This is a genomic window from Pseudomonas sp. B21128 (assembly GCF_044218865.1).
Lineage (GTDB): Bacteria > Pseudomonadota > Gammaproteobacteria > Pseudomonadales > Pseudomonadaceae > Aquipseudomonas > Aquipseudomonas iridis.
This window is the reverse complement of record NZ_CP162590.1, coordinates 5,118,530-5,138,719: the sequence shown is the minus strand read 5'-3', so window position 1 is coordinate 5,138,719 and position 20,190 is coordinate 5,118,530. Positions and strand designations below refer to the sequence as shown.

Genomic DNA, 20,190 nt, shown 5'->3' with positions numbered 1-20,190 from the left:
AGGCTGCGATCTTTTGATCCTGGTTTTTTGAAGTCAGATCAAAAGATCGCGTTACCAAAGACAGCCACTGCCTTCGATTAACCAAGTCCTCGATATTTAGGATAAGTCCGATGAGATTTAAGATTTTTCCTAACGAGTTCAACGCAGAAACGCAGGACACTTGAGCGAATTTCCCCTCATCGAGGCAACGAACATGTCCCTTCAACCGCTTCGAATTCTGGTGCTCGAAGATCATGCGTTCCAACGCTCGGTTGCGGTCAGCATCCTGCAAAGCCTGGGGTGTCGTCTGATATACGAAGCCAGTGACGGCGCGCAGGCACTGGCCCTGTTGAAGGACATCGGCTGCGTAGACATTGCCCTGTGCGACATGCAAATGGAGGGCATGGACGGCCTGCAGTTCTTGCAACGTGTAGGCGCGTCCGGGCAGGTCAAGTCGGTCATCATCAGCAGCTCGTTGTCGGCCGATCTGCGCCGCGCGGTGCATCAGATGGTTACGCTGCTCGGTCTGGACCTGCTGGGCGATGTCGGCAAACCACTGCATGCCCGGGTGTTGGCTGATCTGCTGGACAGATATGTTGAGCGGCCGAGCCTTCTCGAGGTTGCGCCTGCGGTCGTCACTCTGGCCGGTGAGGTGTCCGTGCGTCGGGCGCTGGCCGATGGGCAGTTGCACGCCTGGTATCAGCCAAAATTCAATCTTCGCAGCGGTGAAGTCTGCGGTGCAGAAGTGCTCTGCCGCTGGCTGCATCCAACCCGGGGCATTATTTCGCCGGCGCTGTTCATGCCAGTGCTGGAACGCTGTGGCCTGCTCGACGCGTTGCTGTTCTCTCAGCTCGATCAGGCTTTGGATATTCAACGAAGCGCCCGGGAGCAGGGTTTCGTCCTGAATCTGGCGTTCAACCTGCAAGCCGTGCAGTTGGCCAACGCTGAGCTGACCGCCTCCCTCAAAGGCATTTTGGCGCGCCACGCCGCTCAAGGCGCGTGCCTGACCTTTGAACTGACCGAAAGCGGTTTGCTGGAAGCGCCGGCCACCAGCCTGGAAAGTCTGGTGCGGTTGCGGATGATGGGTTGTCGCTTGTCGATCGACGACTTCGGGGCCGGGTTTTCCTCGCTGCAGCGCTTGTGTCAGTTGCCCTTCAACGAGATCAAGCTTGACGCTGATTTCATTCGTAACCTTGAGCGTGAACCCCGTTGTCGGGCAGCAATCAGCAGCACCTTGGCGCTTGGCGAAACCCTCGGCATGACCGTGGTGATCGAGGGCATCGAGACCGATGCGCAGCGCCGCGAACTGCTGGCACTGGGATGCACGCAAGGGCAGGGATACTGGTACGCAAGACCGATGTCCGGAACCGATTTGCTGAACTGGCTGCAACGGCGCAGCGATCGGCAGATCTCGGGCGAATGAATTTTTAGGAAATGTCCTACAGAACCGGCCGTTGAGGTTGCGTAGTCTTGCGGCACCCAAAAACCTGATCACCGGGAGGTTGACCATGATCAATAAAGCCCTGCGTATCCTTATCGCCGATCCGCAGCATTTTCACCGGATGAAAGTCGAGCGTCTGTTCAACGGCCTCGACTACTACCGCGTGGCCCCGGTGCAGAGTATTGCCGAGCTGTTGACGCTGGTGGACTACGGCTGCGAACCGTTCGACGTGGTGGTTATCAACGCTGAACTGGCGATGGGGTCGCTGGATCTGCTGGGGTTTTTCCTGGAAAACCCCCAGGTGCGTCATGCGCTGATCTACAACGAACCTTCGGCGCCGTTGCAGGGGAAATCAGGTTTTGCGCAGGAGAACGTGCAGATCAGTCATGCGGCGCTGCCCAATGAACAGGCAATCAGACACTTGATGGCTTTGGTCGATGCACCCCGATGGAAACAGGCTGGGGCTGAGCAGCGTCGGGCCTATGCATAAAAATGCCCTCGCCACAACTGTCAGATCTGACAGGTGATTTCCATTCCGTTGCGTGTAACAGTCGCTGCGCAGCCATTGAGTCTGGATCAGCCGATCCCGGTGGTCTTATTGCCAGATTTTGTAGTGGGAGTGGAAATGAAGTCAGCGCTGATCGTCGACGATCACCCGGTGGTGCGCGCCGCCATCCGAATCGTGCTGCAAACCGAAGGTTTCAAAGAGATTCACGAGGCGTCCAGTGGCAACGAAGTGGTGCAATTGGTCCGCGAGCACCGGCCCCGGCTGGTCGTGCTCGACTTGCATCTGCCAGCCCTCGACGGGCTGGACGTCCTGGCCCGAATCAAGGCCAACGACCTTGAGTGCCGGGTTCTGGTCTTCAGTTCTCACGACCCGTTGTTTTACCAGGAGCGCTGTCTGCGCGCTGGGGCGATGGCTTACGTCACCAAAACCAATCAACTGCAACAGCTGCACAAAGCCATTCAGGCAGTGATGTCGGGCTACACCTATTTTACCGCGATGCCCGACAACCTCAGCGTGTTGAATGCAGTACAAGCCACGGAAAAACAGATGATCGATCAGCTCTCTGATCGAGAGTTGAGCATTTTCGTGCAACTGGCGCAGGGCAAGCCCAACAAGACAATTGCCGAGGACATGCACCTCAGTCATAAAACCGTCAGTACGTATAAAACCCGATTGATGAAGAAGCTCGGGATGGGTACAGCGGTGCACTTGCGCGATTTCGCCAAGCGCAATCATTTGATCTGAATAGCCGGACATGAGCCAGGGCGCGCGTGTCTGTTGGCTGTGGCTTAGCCTTGTTACCACTTGCTGGGCGAATGAAGCGCCGCAGGTTCTCGAGGTGTTGACTCGCGCCGGGCTGGATAATGTCCAGCTCCGCCTAGACGAACAGGACCGCCAGTGGTTGCGTCAGCATCCGGTGTTGCGCATGGGCATTTCAGGACGCGATTACCCACCGTTCGAGATCACCCGCAATCAGCATGAACTGGAAGGGCTCACAGCCGATTATGCCGATCTGCTGGCGCAACTGCTTGGCCTCAGAATCGAAGTCCGGCGTTTTGCCAACCGTGATGCGGTGATGGCGGCACTCAAGAGTGGCGATCTCGATGTATTGGGGACCTCCAACAGTTTTGAGATCGCCGACCCTGCGATCGTTCTGTCCCGACCCTATGCCGAAGATCAGCCAATGCTGGTTACCCGGCTCGAAGAGTCCATGCCGATGAATCTCTCGGGCAAGCGGGTCGCCATGGTCGAGGATTACATGCAGCTGGCGACGGTGCAGGCGTTTTACCCTGAAGCGAGCGTGCATCTTTACGCCTCGGCAATGGATGCACTGGGAGCCGTTGCGTTCGGTGCGGATGATGTTTATCTGGGCGATTTCATCAGTGCCAGTTACTTGATCAACACCAATTATCGAAATGATCTGCAATTGGCAGGACCCGCGGGGCTTGATGCCAACCCGTTCGGCTTTGCGCTGATGCGCAGCGATGTGCGCCTCAAACGTCTCGTCGACAAGGCGCTGGCGGCGATTCCCATGGAGCATCGGCAACGTATCGAACAGCGCTGGAGCGTCGGTCTTGCCGAAATGGCTGAGCAAACACGGGTGCAACTCAGTGCCGCAGAACAGCAGTGGCTGGATCTACATCCGGTGGTGCGGGTCGGCGGCATCGAAGATTTTGCCCCACTGAGTTTTTTTGACGCGGATGGCCGTTTCAGTGGGCTTGCGGCCCAACTGTTGAGCCTGATCAGTCAACGCAGCGGGCTGAATTTCGAGATCGTGCGCGGGCTGTCGCTGGATCGTCAGATCGAGCAACTGCAGGCCGGTGAGCTTGACGTGTTGCCCGTAGTGACGCCCAGCAGCGAGCGTGAAAACGAGCTGCAATTCACTCGGGCCTATCTGAACAATCCGTTTGTGCTGGTCGGTGCGACAACGGCGTCGAGCCCGCGCAATCTCGATGACCTGATGAATAAACGGCTGGCGATTTATCGGGGCCACCCGTTGCGCGGTTATTTGCAGGAACGGGTCTGGGCATTACGTTTCGTTGAAGCCAAAAGCCCCGCTGAAGGCATGGCGTTGATTGCCAAGGGGCAGGCAGACGCCACCGTCAGTTCGTTGCTGGTGGCGCGGTTTGTGATTGCCCGTCAGCATCGCGAGCGTCTGCGTATTGTCAGCACCGTTGGCGATCAACCGGCCCGTATTGCCTTGGCCACCGCGCCACAGTCTCCGATGCTGCATTCGATCCTGAACAAGGCATTGCTGAGCATCGCTCCGCAACAGATGGACGAACTGGTTGCACGCTGGAGTCATGATGTGGTGGTGGAAGAAAGCTATTGGCTCCGACATCGCCGCGAGATTCTGCTGGGTTTTGCGGGGGCGGCGAGCCTGCTGCTGGCGGCGCTGATCTGGATCGGGTTTCAGCGCAGACAGATCCGTCAGCGTCAGCAGTGGTTACAACAATTGCAGCAAGCCAAGGACGCAGCGGACGACGCCAATCGGGCCAAAACCACGTTTTTGGCGACTATGAGTCATGAAATTCGTACGCCGATGAATGCATTGATCGGGATGCTTGAGCTGGCGCTCAAACGCGCCGATGAGGGCGTGACGGATCGCCTGGCCATTCAGGTGGCCTCCAATGCCGGGCAACAGTTGCTGGCACTGATCGGCGACATCCTCGACATCGCGCGCATTGAAACCGGGCATTTGTCCCTGGCGCCCGAGCGGGCCAACCTGCGGGAACTGGTGGTGTCGGTGTGCCGGGTGTTTGAAGGACTGGCGCGACAGAAGTGCTTGTTGTGGCACGTCGAGTTGGGTGAGCACAGCGACCTTGATGTATTGATTGACCCGACGCGCTTCAAACAAGTGTTGTCGAACTTGCTCAGTAACGCGATCAAGTTCACTGAAGACGGCGAGGTGAGCCTGTGGCTAAAAGTGACAGCGGTGTCGGCTGAGCGACTGGCCGTGAAAGTGATCATCAAGGACAGCGGGATCGGTATCAGCGCGCAGGATCGGCAACGGTTGTTCAGCCCTTTCGTACAGGCAAGCAATAACGCTCAATCGGCGCGCGGTGGTTCCGGATTGGGCTTGGTGATCAGTCGCAGCCTTTGCGAAATGATGGGCGGCTGGTTGCACCTCGACAGCGAGCCGGGTAGCGGTACGCAAGTGCAAGTCAACCTCGAACTGCCCCTGCTGGCCGGCATCGCGCATGCCCCGCCAACACCGCTGACGCAGGATACGCCTGTTTGCTCACTGAGCGTTCTGGTGGTGGATGATCATCCGGTGAACCGATTGTTGCTGAGCTGGCAGTTGAGTGAACTGGGCCATCGGACAATTGCCGCCGAAGACGGACATGAAGGACTGGAACGTTGGCGAGCACAGCCCTTCGACGTGGTCATCACCGACTGCAACATGCCGCGGCGCAACGGCTATGAACTGGCGCGGGCCATCCGTGACGAAGAAGCTGCGAGCGGCCGCGCGCCCTGCCTCTTGATCGGGTTTACCGCCAATGCGCAGGTCGAGGAGACGGTTCGCTGCCTTGATGCCGGCATGGACGAATGCCTGTTCAAACCCATTCGCTTGCACGATTTGCAGCAGGCGTTGACGGGGGCCAGCCATTGCGACAGTGGTATCGAACCGATCGAAGACAGGGCCCTGACAGAAATCGACCTGAGCGCACTGGAGCAGATGGCCGGCGATGATCACTCGATGATTGAGCGCCTGCGTGCAGAGGTTTTGCGCAGCCTGCACCACGATCTGCAACGCCTCGACGAGTTGAACCACGAGCATGACTGCGACGGGTTGCGCGAACTGGTTCATCACATCAAGGGCGGCGCGCAAATGGTGGGGGCAGCGCGTGTGGTGGCGGCGTGCGCGGGTGTTGAACAGGCGTCTATCGAGGCCGAAGCCGATACCGTGGTCATGGCGGTTTATACGTTGCGCGAGGCCATGAATGGTCTCGCGCAGCGTCTTCAGGGCTGAGCATTCAGTCGCGCTGATTAATCCCAGTCAGGCGCAATGCCTTTCGGGCTGGTAAGGCGATGGCCGCGATCCAGCGTGGCGATTTGCGCCATGTCGGCATCGCTCAACGTCAGGGCCGTGGCGCCGAGATTGCTTTGCAGGTTGGCGCGTTTGGTCGATGACGGAATCACCGCATAACCCGACTGCATGGCCCAGGCCAGAGTGACTTGTGCCGGGGTGGCGTGCAGGCGTTCGGCGATCTGCTGGATCAGAGGGTCTTTCAGCACTTCGCCATAGGCGAGGGTCATGTATGAGGTGATGTGGATGCCCTGACTCTGGGCGAACCCGGCTACTTTGCGGTTTTGCAGGTACGGATGCAGCTCTATCTGATGGGTCGCGATGTTGTCGGCACCGACGGCAGCAATCGCCTGTTTCATCAGGTCGATGGTGAAGTTGGAAATACCGATCTGCCGGGTCAGGCCCAAACGCTTGGCTTCCAGCAGGGCCGTCATGAACTCTTCGACGGTCACTTGATCGTCCGGTGATGGCCAGTGGATCAACGTCAGGTCGAGGTAGTCGGTCTGCAGTTTTTGCAGGCTCTCTTTGAGGCTGTCGATCAGGCGCTCTTTGGCGAAGTTGGCAACCCAGATCTTGCTGGTGATAAACAGCGCTTCACGCGGGATACCGCTAGCGGCGATGGCCTGGCCGACGTCGGCTTCATTCTCGTAGATCTGTGCGGTGTCGATGACCCGATAGCCGAGTTCGAGGGCGGTGCTCACTGAATCGATGACCACCTGGCCTTGCAGGCGGAACGTACCAAGGCCGAAAGCGGGAACAGACATGAAGACTCCAGGGGTTGCAGTGGGAATGGGGGGAGTATCCGCGTTTGCTTTTGTGGGAAAAACCGTTGGTAGCGCAAAGCATTGTTGATCAGAAATCATGAATCAATTCCGGGACTTGTGATGTCTGGCCTGGCCTCTTCGCGAGCAGGCTCGCTCCCACAGGGAATTGTGTTGGTGCTGAATTGTATTTACATCCCGAAAACCTGTGAGAGCTGATTTGCCAGCGAGCGCCGCGAGTCGGTCTTGAGGCTGCCGAAGTTCACTGTCCTCCAGATAGAACGATGAAGCTAATTTTTGCCATCTAGTGCAATCATCGTCATGCAATTAAGCTTAATCCATTGCGTCATTCACACCTTTGGAGCCAATCATGAAAAACATCATCGGGATTTACACCAGCCCTCGCGGCCATTGGGTCGGCGATGGTTTTCCGGTTCGCACACTGTTTTCCTACGACAACCTCGGCCAACACATCAGCCCGTTCTTGCTGCTCGATCACGCGGGGCCTGCCGAATTTACGCCGACCACCGAGCAGCGCGGCGTGGGTCAGCATCCGCACCGTGGTTTTGAAACCGTAACGATTGTTTACGACGGTGAAGTGCAGCACCGCGACTCCACGGGCAGCGGTGGCACCATCGGCCCGGGCGACGTGCAATGGATGACCGCCGCTTCCGGAATACTCCACGAAGAGTTCCACTCGGAAAACTTCGCCAAAACCGGTGGCAAGCTGGAAATGGTTCAGCTGTGGGTCAATCTGCCCGCCAAGGACAAGATGGCTGCGCCGGGTTACCAGACAATTCTCGATCGTGACATCCCGCGCATCGCGCTCAAGGACAATGCCGGCAGCCTGCGTTTGATCGCCGGTGAGTTCGACGGCCACACAGGTCCGTCGCGCACCTTTACGCCAATTGATGTCTGGGATCTGCGCCTGAACGCTGGCAAGTTGCTGACGCTGGATCTGCACGAAGGGCGCAATACTGCGCTTGTGGTGTTGAAAGGTTCGGTGCAGATCAATGAGCAAGAATCGGCGGAGCAGGGGCAACTGGTGTTGTTCGAGCGCGACGGCCGTCAACTGGCTCTTGAAGCCGCCACCGACGCTGTGGTGTTGCTGCTGAGCGGCGAGCCGATCGACGAACCGATCGTCGGCCACGGCCCGTTCGTGATGAACACCGAGCAGGAAATCCACCAGGCCTTCGCTGACTTCCAGTCCGGGCGTTTTGGCCGAATGCACGGGTAATTCCAGCCATAACATAAAACCTGTGGGCGTGGGCCTGCCCGCGATAGTCGCGGAACGATCCAATGCAACCAGTGCGGGGCCGACAAGGTCAGAATTTTCACAACCTCTGACACGAGCCCCGGACGATGAAAAACCTGCGGATCGCCACTTTCAACGTCAACGGCCTGCGCGCGCGGCTGCCCAATCTGCTGGAGTGGCTCAAGCGCGAGCAGCCGGACATCGTTTGTCTGCAAGAACTCAAATCACTCGACAGCGCGTTCCCTGCCACCGAACTGGAAGCGGCCGGTTACGGCGCGATCTGGCACGGTCAGGCGGCATGGAACGGTGTGGCGATCCTCGCCCGCGATGCGCAACCGCTGGAGAGTCGGCGGGGCTTGCCCGGCGATCCCGAGGACAAGCACAGCCGTTACCTGGAAGCGGCGGTGCACGGCGTGTTGGTCGGTTGCCTGTACCTGCCCAACGGCAACCCGCAGCCGGGGCCGAAATTCGATTACAAACTGGCATGGTTCGAACGGCTCATAGCCTATGCGAAAGATCTGCAAAGCAGTGATCACCCCGTGGTGCTGGCCGGCGACTACAACGTCGTGCCCACCGACATGGACATCTACAACACTCGGTCATGGCTGAAGGATGCGTTGCTGCAACCCGAAAGCCGCGAGTGTTATCAGCGATTGCTGGACCAGGGCTGGACCGATTCGCTGCGGCATCTGTACCCCGAAGAGCGGCTCTATACCTTCTGGGATTATTTCCGCCAGCACTGGCAAAGCAACTCCGGCCTGCGCATCGATCATCTGTTACTCAATCCGGTGCTGAGTCCTTACCTGCATGAGGCCGGCGTAGATGCCTGGGTACGCAATGAACCGCACGCCAGCGACCATGCACCGACCTGGATCCGCATCGGTTCACGGAAAAAACGCTAGAGGCGATTGGTGAAATCAATTGTCGAATTCAACGCCCCATACCGTATACATGGCGACCATCCACGCAGTGACTTGCGGCCCCATGCATAAGGACTGAGCAATGAGTGAGCCCCGCCTGACGAATCTGAAACAGTATCTGCAACGCCTGGGTTTCGAGGCGCCACCGCCGCCGACCCTGGAAACCCTGCGCAAGTTGCAATGGCGCCATACCGGCGCTTTCACCTTTGAAAATCTCGCAACGGTCACCGGCGCCCCGGTATTGATCGATCTTGCCTCGATTGAGCATAAAGTCTTGCACGGTGGTCGCGGCGGTTACTGTTACGAACTCAATCATCTGTTTTTTGCCCTGTTGCTTGAATTGGGCTTCGACGTTCGTGCCATCAGCGGGCGCGTGGTCATGACTCAGCCCGAAGGCACCTGGGCCGCGCGCACCCACCGCTTGAGTCTGGTCACCCTCGACGGCGTGCGTTACGTCACCGATGTCGGCTTCGGCGGCATGGTGCCGACCGCACCGCTGATGCTGGATACCGAGGCCGAGCAAGCCACACCGCACGAACCGTATCGCATCGAAAAACAACCCGATGGCTACATGCTGCGCGCCAATGTCGGGGGCGAATGGCGGCCGATGTACCTGTTCGATCTGCAACGCCAGGAAGACATCGATTTCACCATCGGCAACTGGTACGTCTCGACGCATCCGCAATCACCGTTTGCCCATCGCCTGATGGTTGCGCGTACTGGCGATGGCTGGCGGCGCACATTGAACAATGGCAGTTTCGCGATCCACCGCATCGGCGCCGAGAGCGAGCGGCGTGATGTAGCGGATGTGGAAGATCTACTCGATCTGCTTGAGGTTGAGTTCGGGATACAGGTCGCGAGCCCAGAATTGTTGAGGCCGGTGCTCAGACGCCTTATCGAGTCGGGTCAGGGATCCTCAGCGTAAGCATCGACCTGGATCGTAAAGAGATTGATCTTGGCCCACGACTCTCGTTGCCCGACCTCTGTTTCCTCTGAGCCAATGCTGATCAGGTAGTTGATGCCTGTTGCCGGATCCTTGAAACCATTTTGGGTCGAGTCCCAGGCGCAACAGGCGCGCGTGATCGGCGCTATCCCGAAGTGCTTTTCAAGGTACTGTTCGGCTTTCGAAGCATTGGCCCCGGATACTTCATAGCTGGCAGAAAATGGCTGGCCCATGCGGTCAATCGCCTGCTTGCAGCCTTTGAATTCAACAAACGATGGCTTGTCTGCGAGCTTCGACAGAAAGTCATCACAGCCAAAGTCGGCACTGGCGCTGTTGGCAATTACCAGCAACAGCGCGGGTATCAATCGGATCAGGAACAGCCGAATCATTTATTTCTCCACCAGCAGTTCGCCGACATATTTCCCGCCTTCACCTTTGACTCGCCGGCAAATGAGGTAATCGTAGACATCGTTCCATTTGATCAGCTCATAAAAAGTGACGCAGCCGTCGGACAAATGGCCGACATGGATGTAACGGCTACTGTTGCCTTTCGTGCCTTGCAGTTCGATTGGAAACCAGACATCCGTGCAATGCAGGCTGCCTTTGGTCTTATAGCCGCCGGTTGAAATGTTCCCGTGAGAGCGATCGGGTGCCATGATCCGGTGGCGGCCGGGCGGGATCGGTGTGTATTGGCCACCCCACTGACTATTGAGTGTCACCTTTGCCGTGATGCCGTTGAAACTGACCTGGGCCCATTGCTGAAGGAGTTTACCCTTGAACTCCGATACGGCATGGGTCGGTGCGCCGGTGTATTTGACCTTAACAGTCGCCGGCCCTGTGGGCGGCGTGTCCATCAGGTACTTCAAGGCATTTTCGGTCTTCAGGCTGGCGGTCTGCCCGACAAATTCCGAGTTGCCATCGGCAATCCGGAAGTAGGTTCGACCACCTGACTCCTTGGCGAGGGTCACTTTGGTGAATTCGCACAGCGCGACGAGGGTGCCCTTCGGTTCGAGCTTTACGCTTAGCCAGCCGTCGTCGTCAGCGCGTTTGGTGTATTTGGTGACGACGGTAGACGGGTGGGTACTGCCGCCCTGCCTGTTCGAGGGGGCTAGATTATTGTTCAGGATCGCAAGCGCCATGCTGGTTACAACTCCTTCAGATAATTTTCAGCAGACTGGTTCCATCTGTTCAGGCCAGGTCGTCGGGTTCCAGATGCAACAGTTCGGTTGCCCTGGTGGAAACGCGTTGGGTCAGCCCCCGTTCATTGGTGACTCCGCGGAAAATCTTGCCTGAGGCGGTGGTGATTTTATAAGCGAAGTCCGGCACAGGCTCGCCGTCGGCGTCCGACAGGGTGAATTGCTCGTCGAAGCCGAGGTTGATCGGGGGAACTGGGCTGACCGCTGCGCCACCGCCACTTTGGCCAATGATGACTGTGCCGGAGCCGCCGACGATGACATCGCCGTGAGTGCCAAGGCTGCCTTGCGTAGCGGCATTTTTTCCGTTGATGAAGACCGTTGCCGAAATATTGCCACTGATTGTGCTGCCGCAAGAGGCAGGATCTCCGAGGCGCGCGGCTGGCAATCCATCGAAAAAAACGTCGGGCGAGCCGGCTGCGATTTTCTGTGCGGCATGCCCAGGGCAGTTTGTGGCGTCTGTAGCGCGTGCTGCTGGTTTTCCACTCATGGTGAATTCCTTATCTGATCCCGAGAAGGGTTCCGTTAATCCATACGGCAGGCCGCCGATCCTGCCACGCGCTGAGGTTGAGCTCAATAGCTCTTCGCAGTTCTGATTTTGGATAACTGGAGATGATTTTTGTATACAAAGCGGTGGACACTTGTCGCGAGTATTGAATACAGTGTGCGCATAACAAAAACCAGGGAACCCCCCACCATGAAAACGCCCCATGTTTCACACCCACGGCCCGAGGACGAAAACCTCGGGGTCGGCGCGAATATGGCTTACGGCCTGCAACATGTTCTGACCATGTATGGCGGTATCGTCGCGGTGCCACTGATCATCGGTCAGGCGGCCGGGCTGTCGCCTGCGGACATTGGTTTGTTGATTGCTGCTTCATTGTTTGCGGGGGGGCTGGCGACACTGCTGCAAACCCTGGGTCTACCGTTTTTCGGCTGTCAGTTGCCGCTGGTACAGGGTGTGTCGTTCTCCGGCGTTGCGACCATGGTCGCGATCGTCAGCAGTGGCGGGGAGGGTGGCTTCCAGGCGGTGCTTGGCGCGGTGATTGCCGCGTCGCTGATCGGTCTGTTGATTACCCCGGTGTTCTCGCGCATTACCAAGTTCTTCCCGCCGCTGGTGACCGGCATTGTGATCACCACCATCGGCCTCACGCTGATGCCGGTGGCCGCGCGCTGGGCGATGGGCGGCAATAGCCACGCGCCTGACTTCGGCAGCATGCAGAACATCGGTCTGGCAGCGGTCACGCTGGTACTGGTGCTACTGCTGAGCAAGGTTGGCAGCTCTACCATCTCGCGCTTGTCGATCCTGTTGGCGATGGTGATCGGCACGGTGCTGGCAGTGTTCCTTGGCATGGCCGACTTTTCTGGCGTCACCACCGGCCCGATGTTCGGCTTCCCGACACCGTTCCATTTCGGCATGCCGACTTTCCACTTCGCAGCGATCCTGTCGATGTGCATCGTGGTCATGGTGACGCTTGTGGAAACCTCGGCGGACATTCTCGCGGTGGGTGAAATCATCGGCACCAAGGTTGATTCCAAACGTCTGGGCAATGGACTGCGCGCGGACATGCTGTCGAGTATGTTTGCGCCGATCTTCGGCTCGTTCACCCAGAGCGCCTTCGCCCAGAACGTCGGCCTGGTGGCGGTGACCGGGATCAAGAGTCGTTTTGTGGTCGCCACCGGTGGTCTGTTTCTGGTGGTCCTCGGCCTGCTGCCATTCATGGGCCGGGTGATCGCGGCAGTGCCGACTTCGGTACTCGGCGGCGCAGGTATTGTGTTGTTTGGCACCGTGGCCGCGAGTGGTATCCGTACGTTGTCGAAGGTTGATTACCGTAACAACGTCAATCTGATCATTGTCGCGACCTCGATTGGTTTCGGCATGATCCCGATTGCTGCGCCGAGCTTCTACGATCAATTCCCGAGCTGGTTCGCGACCATTTTCCACTCGGGCATCAGCTCGTCGGCGATCATGGCGATCCTGCTTAACTTGGCGTTCAACCACTTCACTGCCGGCAACTCTGACCAGCAGTCGGTGTTTGCGGTGGCGGAAGAGCGGACTCTGCGCTATCGCGATCTGGCGGCGCTGCGTGAGGGTGACTACTTCAGCGACGGCAAACTGCATGACTGCGATGGCAAGGAAGTGCCGGTGATCGAAGTGGACACGGATCACGAGCATGGTCACGGTGCACCGAAGGTGCAGGTGAAGAGCAGCGAGCACGTCTGATCGCTGGCAAACGAACGAAAAGGCCGATCTGTTGTGAGACAGATCGGCCTTTTCGCTTTTGTGATTTTTCGAGCGCCCACAAAAAAGCCCCTGAACCTTTCGAATCAGGGGCTTTGCTATTTGGCTCCACAACCTGGACTCGAACCAGGGACCCAGTGATTAACAGTCACTTGCTCTACCAACTGAGCTATTGCGGAATTGGTGCGTATGTTACTGATTCAAAAAGAGAAGTCAAGCGTCTGTTGTTGAATTTTGCAATTCGTCAGGACGGACGGTGGTTTATCGGCGATTGGCGGTTACCAGAATCGCCTCAGGGGTCTACCATGGCCGCCCGGAAGTGGTTACACGCGCTGCCGGCCATTCGCCGAAAAGGTACGCGCCATGAATCACACATCACTGTACATCGAGGTGCTCGCATGACCACCGCTCAGATCAGCCTGCCAAAAGGCGTCGGCCCGCACGCCGAAAAACTCTTCGATGCAATCACTCAGGCCAGTACCGCTGAAGAATTGAACCGCGCTGGCGGCAAGGCTGAGGGTTTTGTCCTCGGCCTGGAAACTGCCAAGGCCATCAAAAGCCAGATCGCCGAATCGCTGTACGTTGTGTATGACGATGCCGCCAGCCAGCGTGCGAGCGAACTGGCTTAACTGCCGAAGGTGATGGTGCCCATCATCAGCTTGGCGTAAGCCGCGGTGGTCGCCAGTTGCACCAGCCACAAGACCAGGCCGCCGAGAAACACCCCGGTCGCCACTTGCAGCACCAGGCTTTTTTCGCGTTTGGCCGGGGCGCGCGGGATGAAATCATCCATTTCGTCACGGTCGGCGCGCAGGTTGTCGTTTTTCATGTTGGCTCTCGCAGAATTCTCGGGTTGGCTCATACCCTGTGGGAGCGAGCTTGCTCGCGAAGGCGTCGTGTCAGTCGACAATAATGTTGAATGACAAAGCGCTTTCGCGAGCAAGCTCGCTCCCACAGTTAAATCTGTGTGCAGTTTAGAGGGTGTGGGCCGTTTACCGGGACAAATAAAAACGGGAAGCCAGAAGGCTTCCCGTTTTTCCTCACAGTGCGAAATCAGATGACCTGAACAATCGCATCCGTTACAGCCTTGATGTTGCTCTGGTTCAGCGCCGCCACGCAAATGCGCCCGGTGTCCAGGGCGTAGATGCCGAACTCGTTGCGCAGGCGATGAACCTGTTCAGTGGTCAGGCCGGAGTAGGAAAACATGCCACGCTGACGGCCGACGAAGCTGAAGTCGCGCTGCGGTGCTTTTTCTGCCAGCAGGCTGACCATTTGCTCGCGCATGCCGCGAATACGCAGGCGCATTTCCGCCAGTTCCGCTTCCCACTGCGCACGCAGTTCCGGGCTGTTCAACACGGCAGCGACGATGCTTGCACCGTGGGTCGGCGGGTTGGAGTAGTTGGTGCGGATCACGCGTTTGACTTGCGACAGCACGCGCGCGCTTTCTTCTTTCGACTCGCTGATGATCGACAGTGCACCCACGCGCTCGCCGTACAGCGAAAACGACTTGGAGAACGAACTCGAAACGAAGAAGGTCAGGCCGGACTCTGCGAACAGGCGCACAGCCGCGGCGTCTTCGTCGATCCCGTCACCGAAGCCCTGATAAGCCATGTCGAGGAATGGCACGTGACCTTTGGCCTTGACCACTTCCAGCACGTTGTTCCAGTCCGCCGGGGTCAGGTCGACACCGGTCGGGTTGTGGCAGCAGGCGTGCAGGATAACGATCGAGCCGTTTGGCAGGGCGTTGAGGTCTTCGAGCATGCCGGCACGGTTCACGTCGTGGGTGGCGGCATCGTAGTAGCGGTAGTTCTGCACCGGGAAACCGGCGGTTTCGAACAGCGCGCGGTGGTTCTCCCAGCTCGGGTCGCTGATCGCCACAACAGCGTTGGGCAGCAGTTGCTTGAGGAAGTCGGCACCGATTTTCAGTGCGCCAGTCCCGCCGACGGCCTGAGTGGTGATGACGCGACCGGCGCTGATCAGCGGCGAGTCGTTACCGAACAGCAGCTTTTGCACGGCCTGGTCGTAGGCAGCGATGCCATCGATCGGCAGGTAACCGCGCGAAGCGTGTTGAGCGACGCGGATCGTTTCGGCTTCGATAACGGCGCGCAGAAGTGGAATTCGCCCCTCTTCGTTGCAGTAAACACCGACGCCCAGGTTGACCTTCGTGGTCCGGGTATCGGCGTTGAATGCTTCGTTGAGGCCCAGGATTGGATCGCGGGGTGCCATTTCGACAGCGGAGAACAGGCTCATTTTTGCGGCGGCTCTGAGTGGAGAGTGGAGGGACGTGTCGCGCTCCAGCCGGATGCACTAGAGCGGTGCACAAACGGGGAGCTAGTATAGAGGCCATCACCGAGCAATGGCGACAGGCGATTCGGTTTTTAGGGTAAGTTTTTCCGATTATTTCTTGACCGTTAGTCGATTGAGCGTGTCAGAGTTTTTACCGGATGTAGGACGTTTGCCTTGAAAGCCAAGGCAATCGCCACCACATTCAGCACAATCCAGATTTTTCTTGCGCGACATCGGTCGTTTGCGGTCGTCCCCGTGGTGTTCCGCTTGACTCGGAACCCCGCGATCCCAGAGGTGTGTATGTCCGAATTCCAGCTAGTCACCCGCTTTGAGCCTGCCGGCGATCAGCCGGAAGCCATCCGCCAGTTGGTTGAGGGCATCGAGGCCGGGTTGGCGCACCAGACGCTGCTCGGTGTGACCGGCTCGGGCAAGACCTTCAGCATCGCCAATGTCATCGCGCAAATTCAGCGCCCGACGTTGGTGCTGGCGCCGAACAAGACCCTGGCCGCGCAGCTGTACGGCGAATTCAAGGCGTTTTTCCCGAACAACTCGGTCGAGTATTTTGTTTCCTATTACGACTACTACCAGCCCGAAGCGTATGTGCCGTCGTCCGACACCTTCATCGAGAAGGATGCGTCTATCAATGACCACATTGAACAGATGCGCCTTTCCGCGACCAAAGCGCTGCTGGAGCGCAAGGACTCGATCATCGTTACCACGGTGTCGTGCATCTATGGTCTGGGTAGCCCGGAAACCTATTTGAAGATGGTGTTGCACGTCGATCGCGGCGACAAACTCGATCAGCGTGCGCTGCTGCGGCGTCTGGCCGACCTGCAATACACCCGCAATGACATGGATTTTGCCCGCGCCACCTTTCGCGTACGCGGCGATGTGATCGACATCTACCCGGCGGAATCGGATCTGGAAGCCATCCGCATCGAGCTGTTCGATGACGAGGTCGAGAGTATTTCCGCGTTCGATCCGTTGACCGGCGAAGTCATCCGCAAGATGCCGCGCTTCACGTTTTACCCGAAAAGCCACTACGTGACGCCGCGTGAAACCCTGCTTGGCGCCATCGAAGGGATCAAGGTCGAGTTGCAGGAACGTCTCGAATACCTGCGCAGCAACAACAAACTGGTGGAAGCCCAGCGTCTGGAGCAGCGCACGCGTTTCGATCTGGAGATGATTCTCGAGCTGGGTTACTGCAACGGGATCGAAAACTACTCGCGTTACCTGTCGGGTCGCGACTCCGGTCAGGCGCCGCCGACCTTGTTCGACTATCTGCCGGCCGACGCCTTGCTGGTGATCGACGAATCCCACGTCAGCGTGCCGCAGGTCGGCGCGATGTATAAAGGTGACCGCTCACGTAAAGAAACCCTGGTGGAATACGGTTTTCGTCTGCCATCGGCGCTGGACAACCGGCCTATGCGTTTCGACGAATTCGAAGGCATCAGCCCGCAAACGATTTTCGTCTCGGCCACGCCGGGCAATTATGAGGCGGAGCACGCCGGTCGCGTTGTCGAGCAACTGGTGCGTCCGACCGGCCTGGTGGATCCGCAAATCGAAATCCGTCCGGCGTTGACTCAGGTTGATGATCTGCTCTCGGAAATCACCAAGCGCGTGGCGCTGGAAGAGCGCGTGTTGGTCACCACGCTGACCAAGCGCATGTCGGAGGATTTGACCGATTACCTCGCCGACCACGGCGTGCGTGTGCGTTATCTGCACTCGGATATCGACACCGTCGAGCGGGTTGAAATCATCCGTGACCTGCGCCTCGGCACCTTTGATGTGCTGGTCGGGATCAACCTGTTGCGCGAAGGCCTGGACATGCCGGAGGTGTCGCTGGTAGCGATCCTCGATGCGGACAAGGAAGGCTTCCTGCGCTCCGAGCGCTCGCTGATCCAGACCATCGGCCGTGCGGCGCGTAATCTCAATGGCCGGGCGATTCTCTACGCCGATCGCATTACCGGTTCGATGGAGCGCGCGATTGGCGAAACCGAACGCCGTCGCGACAAGCAGATCGCTTTTAACCTGGCCAATGGCATCACGCCTAAGGGTGTGTTCAAGGACGTGGCCGACATCATGGAAGGCGCCACGGTGCCCGGCTCGCGCAGCAAGAAGCGCAAGGGCATGGCCAAGGCCGCCGAAGAAAACGCCAAGTACGAGGCCGAATTGCGTTCGCCAAGCGAGATCACCAAGCGGATTCGGGCGCTGGAAGAGAAGATGTATCAGCTTGCCCGGGATCTGGAGTTTGAAGCGGCGGCGCAGATGCGTGATGAAATTGCCAAGCTGCGCGAGCGTCTTTTGGCTGTGTGATTGTGCGGTGAGCCATCCGGCCTCATCGCGGCCAACGGACCTGACAGACACAAAGCTGGCTTAAATACCCTGCCCGCTGGAGCGGGGCGGGTGTCGCCTGTTACCATTCGCCGCTTATTGATCTTTGCTTTTCATTCTTTTCGAGACATGCCATGACCACCGTCCGCACTCGCATCGCGCCATCGCCTACCGGGGATCCCCATGTAGGTACCGCTTACATCGCATTGTTCAACTACTGCTTTGCCAAGCAGCATGGCGGTGAGTTTATCCTGCGGATCGAAGACACCGATCAGTTGCGCTCGACCCGCGAGTCCGAACAGCAGATCTTCGACGCCTTGCGCTGGCTCGGCATCGAGTGGAGCGAAGGCCCGGACGTCGGCGGCCCGCACGGCCCGTATCGCCAGAGCGAGCGCGGCGATATCTACCAGAAATATTGCCAGCAGCTGGTTGAGCTGGGTCACGCTTTCCCGTGCTTCTGCACGGCAGAGGAGCTGGACCAGATGCGCGCCGAGCAACAGGCGCGTGGCGAAACTCCACGTTACGACGGCCGCGCGCTGCTGCTGTCCAAAGAAGAAGTCGCCGCACGTCTGGCCGCTGGCGAACCTCACGTGATCCGCATGAAAGTGCCGAGCGAAGGCGTCTGCGTGGTGCCGGACATGCTGCGTGGTGATGTCGAGATCCCGTGGGACCGCATGGACATGCAAGTGCTGATGAAGACCGACGGCCTGCCGACGTACTTCCTCGCCAACGTGGTCGACGATCACTTGATGGGCATTACCCACGTACTGCGCGGCGAAGAATGGCTGCCGTCGGCGCCAAAACTGATCCTGCTTTACGAGTACTTCGGCTGGGAACAACCGGAGTTGTGCTACATGCCGCTGCTGCGTAACCCGGACAAGAGCAAGCTGTCCAAGCGCAAGAACCCGACCTCGGTGACGTTCTACGAGCGCATGGGCTTCATGCCGGAAGCGATGCTCAACTACCTGGGTCGCATGGGCTGGTCGATGCCGGACGAGCGCGAGAAGTTCTCGCTTCAGGAAATGGTCGACAACTTTGACCTCAAGCGTGTGTCCCTCGGCGGACCGATCTTCGACATCGAGAAACTGTCGTGGCTCAACGGCCAGTGGCTGCGTGATCTGCCGGTCGAAGAGTTCGCCAGCCGTTTGCAGACCTGGGCGCTGAACCCGGAATACATGATGAAGATCGCGCCGCATGTGCAGGGCCGTGTTGAAACCTTCAGCCAGGTCGCACCGTTGGCCGGGTTCTTCTTCGCCGGCGGCGTTAATCCGGATGCCAAGCTGTTTGAATCGAAAAAGCTCTCGGGCGATCAGGTTCGGCAGTTGATGCAGTTGATTCTGTGGAAGCTGGAAAGCCTGCGTCAGTGGGAGAAGGACAGCATCACCGCGACGATTCAGGCGGTGGTTGAGTCGCTGGAGTTGAAACTGCGCGATGCGATGCCGTTGATGTTCGCGGCAATCACCGGGCAGGCGAGTTCGGTGTCGGTGCTCGATGCGATGGAAATCCTCGGCCCGGACCTGACACGCTTCCGTCTGCGTCAGGCGATCGACCTGCTGGGCGGCGTGTCGAAGAAAGAAAACAAAGAGTGGGAAAAACTGCTGGGCGCCATCGCCTGATTCCCCTGTTGGAGCGGCCGCACGCCGCGATCTTTTGACGTTGGTTTTTAAAAACGGAATCAAAAGATCGCTGCCTTCGGTAGCTCCTACCGTTCTGCGCAGGTTGTAAACCTCCCGAATTTACGGGGGGAGGGCGGTAAGTGATTGTTATGTCGGCAAAAAACTTTGAATTATTTTAAAAATAAGTTTGACAGCCCTCCGAAGCGCCATTAAGATTCGCCCCGTCCTCAGCGATGACATCAACGATGAGGGGCTATAGCTCAGCTGGGAGAGCGCCTGCATGGCATGCAGGAGGTCAGCGGTTCGATCCCGCTTAGCTCCACCAATTTACACTTTGAAGTCTGGCCACACCGGCTTCAAAGCGATCAACACTCAGCGTTGATCAGTTGTATAGAAGGGTTTGCGTCCCCTTCGTCTAGTGGCCTAGGACACCGCCCTTTCACGGCGGTAACAGGGGTTCGAGTCCCCTAGGGGACGCCAGTTTTACAGAAGTGATGTTGCAAGATGTCACTCCGCCGCGAGGCGAAAAATCCGGGGCTTTAGCTCAGCTGGGAGAGCGCCTGCATGGCATGCAGGAGGTCAGCGGTTCGATCCCGCTAAGCTCCACCAATTTTACAAGTTCAAGGTCTGGCCACACCGGCCTTGAATCGATCAGCTCTCAGCACTGATCAGTTGTATAGAAGGG

Annotated in this window: 17 protein-coding genes and 4 tRNA genes; 14 read left to right on the top strand and 7 right to left on the bottom strand. The window is 58.2% G+C overall.

The window, feature by feature from the left end; all coding sequences use genetic code 11:
* Window positions 1–193 precede the first annotated feature (193 nt).
* The 4 genes from AB4P91_RS23330 to AB4P91_RS23315 all read left to right on the top strand — a co-directional run bounded on the left by AB4P91_RS23330 (window position 194) and on the right by AB4P91_RS23315 (window position 5,901).
* Window positions 194–1,402 carry an EAL domain-containing protein gene (locus AB4P91_RS23330; protein ID WP_395603805.1) on the top strand — a complete coding sequence of 403 codons (1,209 nt, stop codon included), beginning with the start codon at window positions 194–196 and terminating at the stop codon, window positions 1,400–1,402.
* Between the two features lie 85 nt (window positions 1,403–1,487).
* Window positions 1,488–1,910 carry a chemotaxis protein CheY gene (locus AB4P91_RS23325; protein WP_395603804.1) on the top strand — a complete coding sequence of 141 codons (423 nt, stop codon included), beginning with the start codon at window positions 1,488–1,490 and terminating at the stop codon, window positions 1,908–1,910.
* Window positions 1,911–2,045: 135 nt separating this feature from the next.
* Window positions 2,046–2,672 (top strand): response regulator transcription factor, encoded by a 627-nt coding sequence (locus tag AB4P91_RS23320; protein WP_150594665.1) that lies wholly within the window; start codon window positions 2,046–2,048, stop codon window positions 2,670–2,672.
* Window positions 2,673–2,682: 10 nt separating this feature from the next.
* Window positions 2,683–5,901 carry a transporter substrate-binding domain-containing protein gene (locus tag AB4P91_RS23315; protein WP_395603803.1) on the top strand — a complete coding sequence of 1,073 codons (3,219 nt, stop codon included), beginning with the start codon at window positions 2,683–2,685 and terminating at the stop codon, window positions 5,899–5,901.
* A gap of 17 nt (window positions 5,902–5,918) precedes the next feature.
* Here the strand turns inward: AB4P91_RS23315 and dkgB are convergent, their stop codons facing one another.
* Entirely contained in the window at window positions 5,919–6,722 is an 804-nt protein-coding gene (gene dkgB / locus AB4P91_RS23310) for a 2,5-didehydrogluconate reductase DkgB (RefSeq protein WP_395603802.1), read from the bottom strand.
* 367 nt (window positions 6,723–7,089) lie between these two features.
* On the opposite strand from dkgB, the gene AB4P91_RS23305 reads away from it, so the two are divergent.
* The 3 genes from AB4P91_RS23305 to AB4P91_RS23295 all read left to right on the top strand — a co-directional run bounded on the left by AB4P91_RS23305 (window position 7,090) and on the right by AB4P91_RS23295 (window position 9,819).
* Window positions 7,090–7,956 (top strand): pirin family protein, encoded by an 867-nt coding sequence (locus tag AB4P91_RS23305; protein WP_150688398.1) that lies wholly within the window; start codon window positions 7,090–7,092, stop codon window positions 7,954–7,956.
* 125 nt (window positions 7,957–8,081) lie between these two features.
* Window positions 8,082–8,876 carry an exodeoxyribonuclease III gene (gene xth / locus AB4P91_RS23300; RefSeq protein ID WP_395599072.1) on the top strand — a complete coding sequence of 265 codons (795 nt, stop codon included), beginning with the start codon at window positions 8,082–8,084 and terminating at the stop codon, window positions 8,874–8,876.
* Between the two features lie 100 nt (window positions 8,877–8,976).
* Complete coding sequence (locus AB4P91_RS23295; protein ID WP_395603801.1) at window positions 8,977–9,819, top strand: arylamine N-acetyltransferase; 843 nt, start codon at window positions 8,977–8,979, stop codon at window positions 9,817–9,819.
* Here AB4P91_RS23295 and AB4P91_RS23290 read toward each other — a convergent pair.
* The 3 genes from AB4P91_RS23290 to AB4P91_RS23280 are packed head-to-tail and all read right to left on the bottom strand — an operon-like array spanning window position 9,801 to window position 11,520.
* Window positions 9,801–10,226 carry a DUF4952 domain-containing protein gene (locus AB4P91_RS23290; protein ID WP_395603800.1) on the bottom strand — a complete coding sequence of 142 codons (426 nt, stop codon included), beginning with the start codon at window positions 10,224–10,226 and terminating at the stop codon, window positions 9,801–9,803. The two genes, AB4P91_RS23295 and AB4P91_RS23290, sit on opposite strands and share 19 nt — an antisense overlap.
* The gene (locus AB4P91_RS23285) at window positions 10,227–10,976 is read right to left on the bottom strand and encodes a hypothetical protein (protein ID WP_395603799.1); all 750 of its coding nucleotides are present in this window, start codon (window positions 10,974–10,976) and stop codon (window positions 10,227–10,229) included. It lies immediately after the preceding gene.
* A gap of 49 nt (window positions 10,977–11,025) precedes the next feature.
* The gene (locus AB4P91_RS23280) at window positions 11,026–11,520 is read right to left on the bottom strand and encodes a PAAR domain-containing protein (protein ID WP_150594673.1); all 495 of its coding nucleotides are present in this window, start codon (window positions 11,518–11,520) and stop codon (window positions 11,026–11,028) included.
* Between the two features lie 207 nt (window positions 11,521–11,727).
* Between AB4P91_RS23280 and AB4P91_RS23275 the strand changes: the two genes are divergently transcribed.
* Window positions 11,728–13,254, top strand: coding sequence for a nucleobase:cation symporter-2 family protein (locus tag AB4P91_RS23275; protein WP_150594674.1), 1,527 nt, complete (start codon window positions 11,728–11,730; stop codon window positions 13,252–13,254).
* A gap of 121 nt (window positions 13,255–13,375) precedes the next feature.
* On the opposite strand, the gene AB4P91_RS23270 is transcribed toward AB4P91_RS23275, so the two are convergent.
* Window positions 13,376–13,451: transfer RNA gene (locus AB4P91_RS23270), tRNA-Asn, on the bottom strand.
* Window positions 13,452–13,670: 219 nt separating this feature from the next.
* Here AB4P91_RS23270 and AB4P91_RS23265 point away from each other — a divergent pair.
* Window positions 13,671–13,901, top strand: coding sequence for a hypothetical protein (locus tag AB4P91_RS23265; protein ID WP_042558588.1), 231 nt, complete (start codon window positions 13,671–13,673; stop codon window positions 13,899–13,901).
* Here AB4P91_RS23265 and AB4P91_RS23260 read toward each other — a convergent pair.
* Entirely contained in the window at window positions 13,898–14,098 is a 201-nt protein-coding gene (locus tag AB4P91_RS23260; RefSeq protein ID WP_115147584.1) for a hypothetical protein, read from the bottom strand. The genes AB4P91_RS23265 and AB4P91_RS23260 overlap by 4 nt on opposite strands.
* Window positions 14,099–14,322: 224 nt before the next feature.
* Window positions 14,323–15,519 (bottom strand): amino acid aminotransferase, encoded by a 1,197-nt coding sequence (locus AB4P91_RS23255; protein ID WP_150594675.1) that lies wholly within the window; start codon window positions 15,517–15,519, stop codon window positions 14,323–14,325.
* 336 nt (window positions 15,520–15,855) lie between these two features.
* Between AB4P91_RS23255 and uvrB the strand changes: the two genes are divergently transcribed.
* From uvrB to AB4P91_RS23230, 5 genes are all read left to right on the top strand, one after another.
* On the top strand, window positions 15,856–17,871 hold the full coding sequence (uvrB, locus tag AB4P91_RS23250) for an excinuclease ABC subunit UvrB (RefSeq protein WP_115147583.1): 2,016 nt from the start codon (window positions 15,856–15,858) through the stop codon (window positions 17,869–17,871).
* Window positions 17,872–18,023: 152 nt separating this feature from the next.
* On the top strand, window positions 18,024–19,505 hold the full coding sequence (gene gltX / locus AB4P91_RS23245; protein WP_150596876.1) for a glutamate--tRNA ligase: 1,482 nt from the start codon (window positions 18,024–18,026) through the stop codon (window positions 19,503–19,505).
* 249 nt (window positions 19,506–19,754) lie between these two features.
* A tRNA-Ala gene (locus AB4P91_RS23240) sits at window positions 19,755–19,830 on the top strand.
* Between the two features lie 79 nt (window positions 19,831–19,909).
* Window positions 19,910–19,985 (top strand) — tRNA-Glu (locus tag AB4P91_RS23235).
* A gap of 53 nt (window positions 19,986–20,038) precedes the next feature.
* Window positions 20,039–20,114 (top strand) — tRNA-Ala (locus tag AB4P91_RS23230).
* Window positions 20,115–20,190 lie beyond the last annotated feature (76 nt).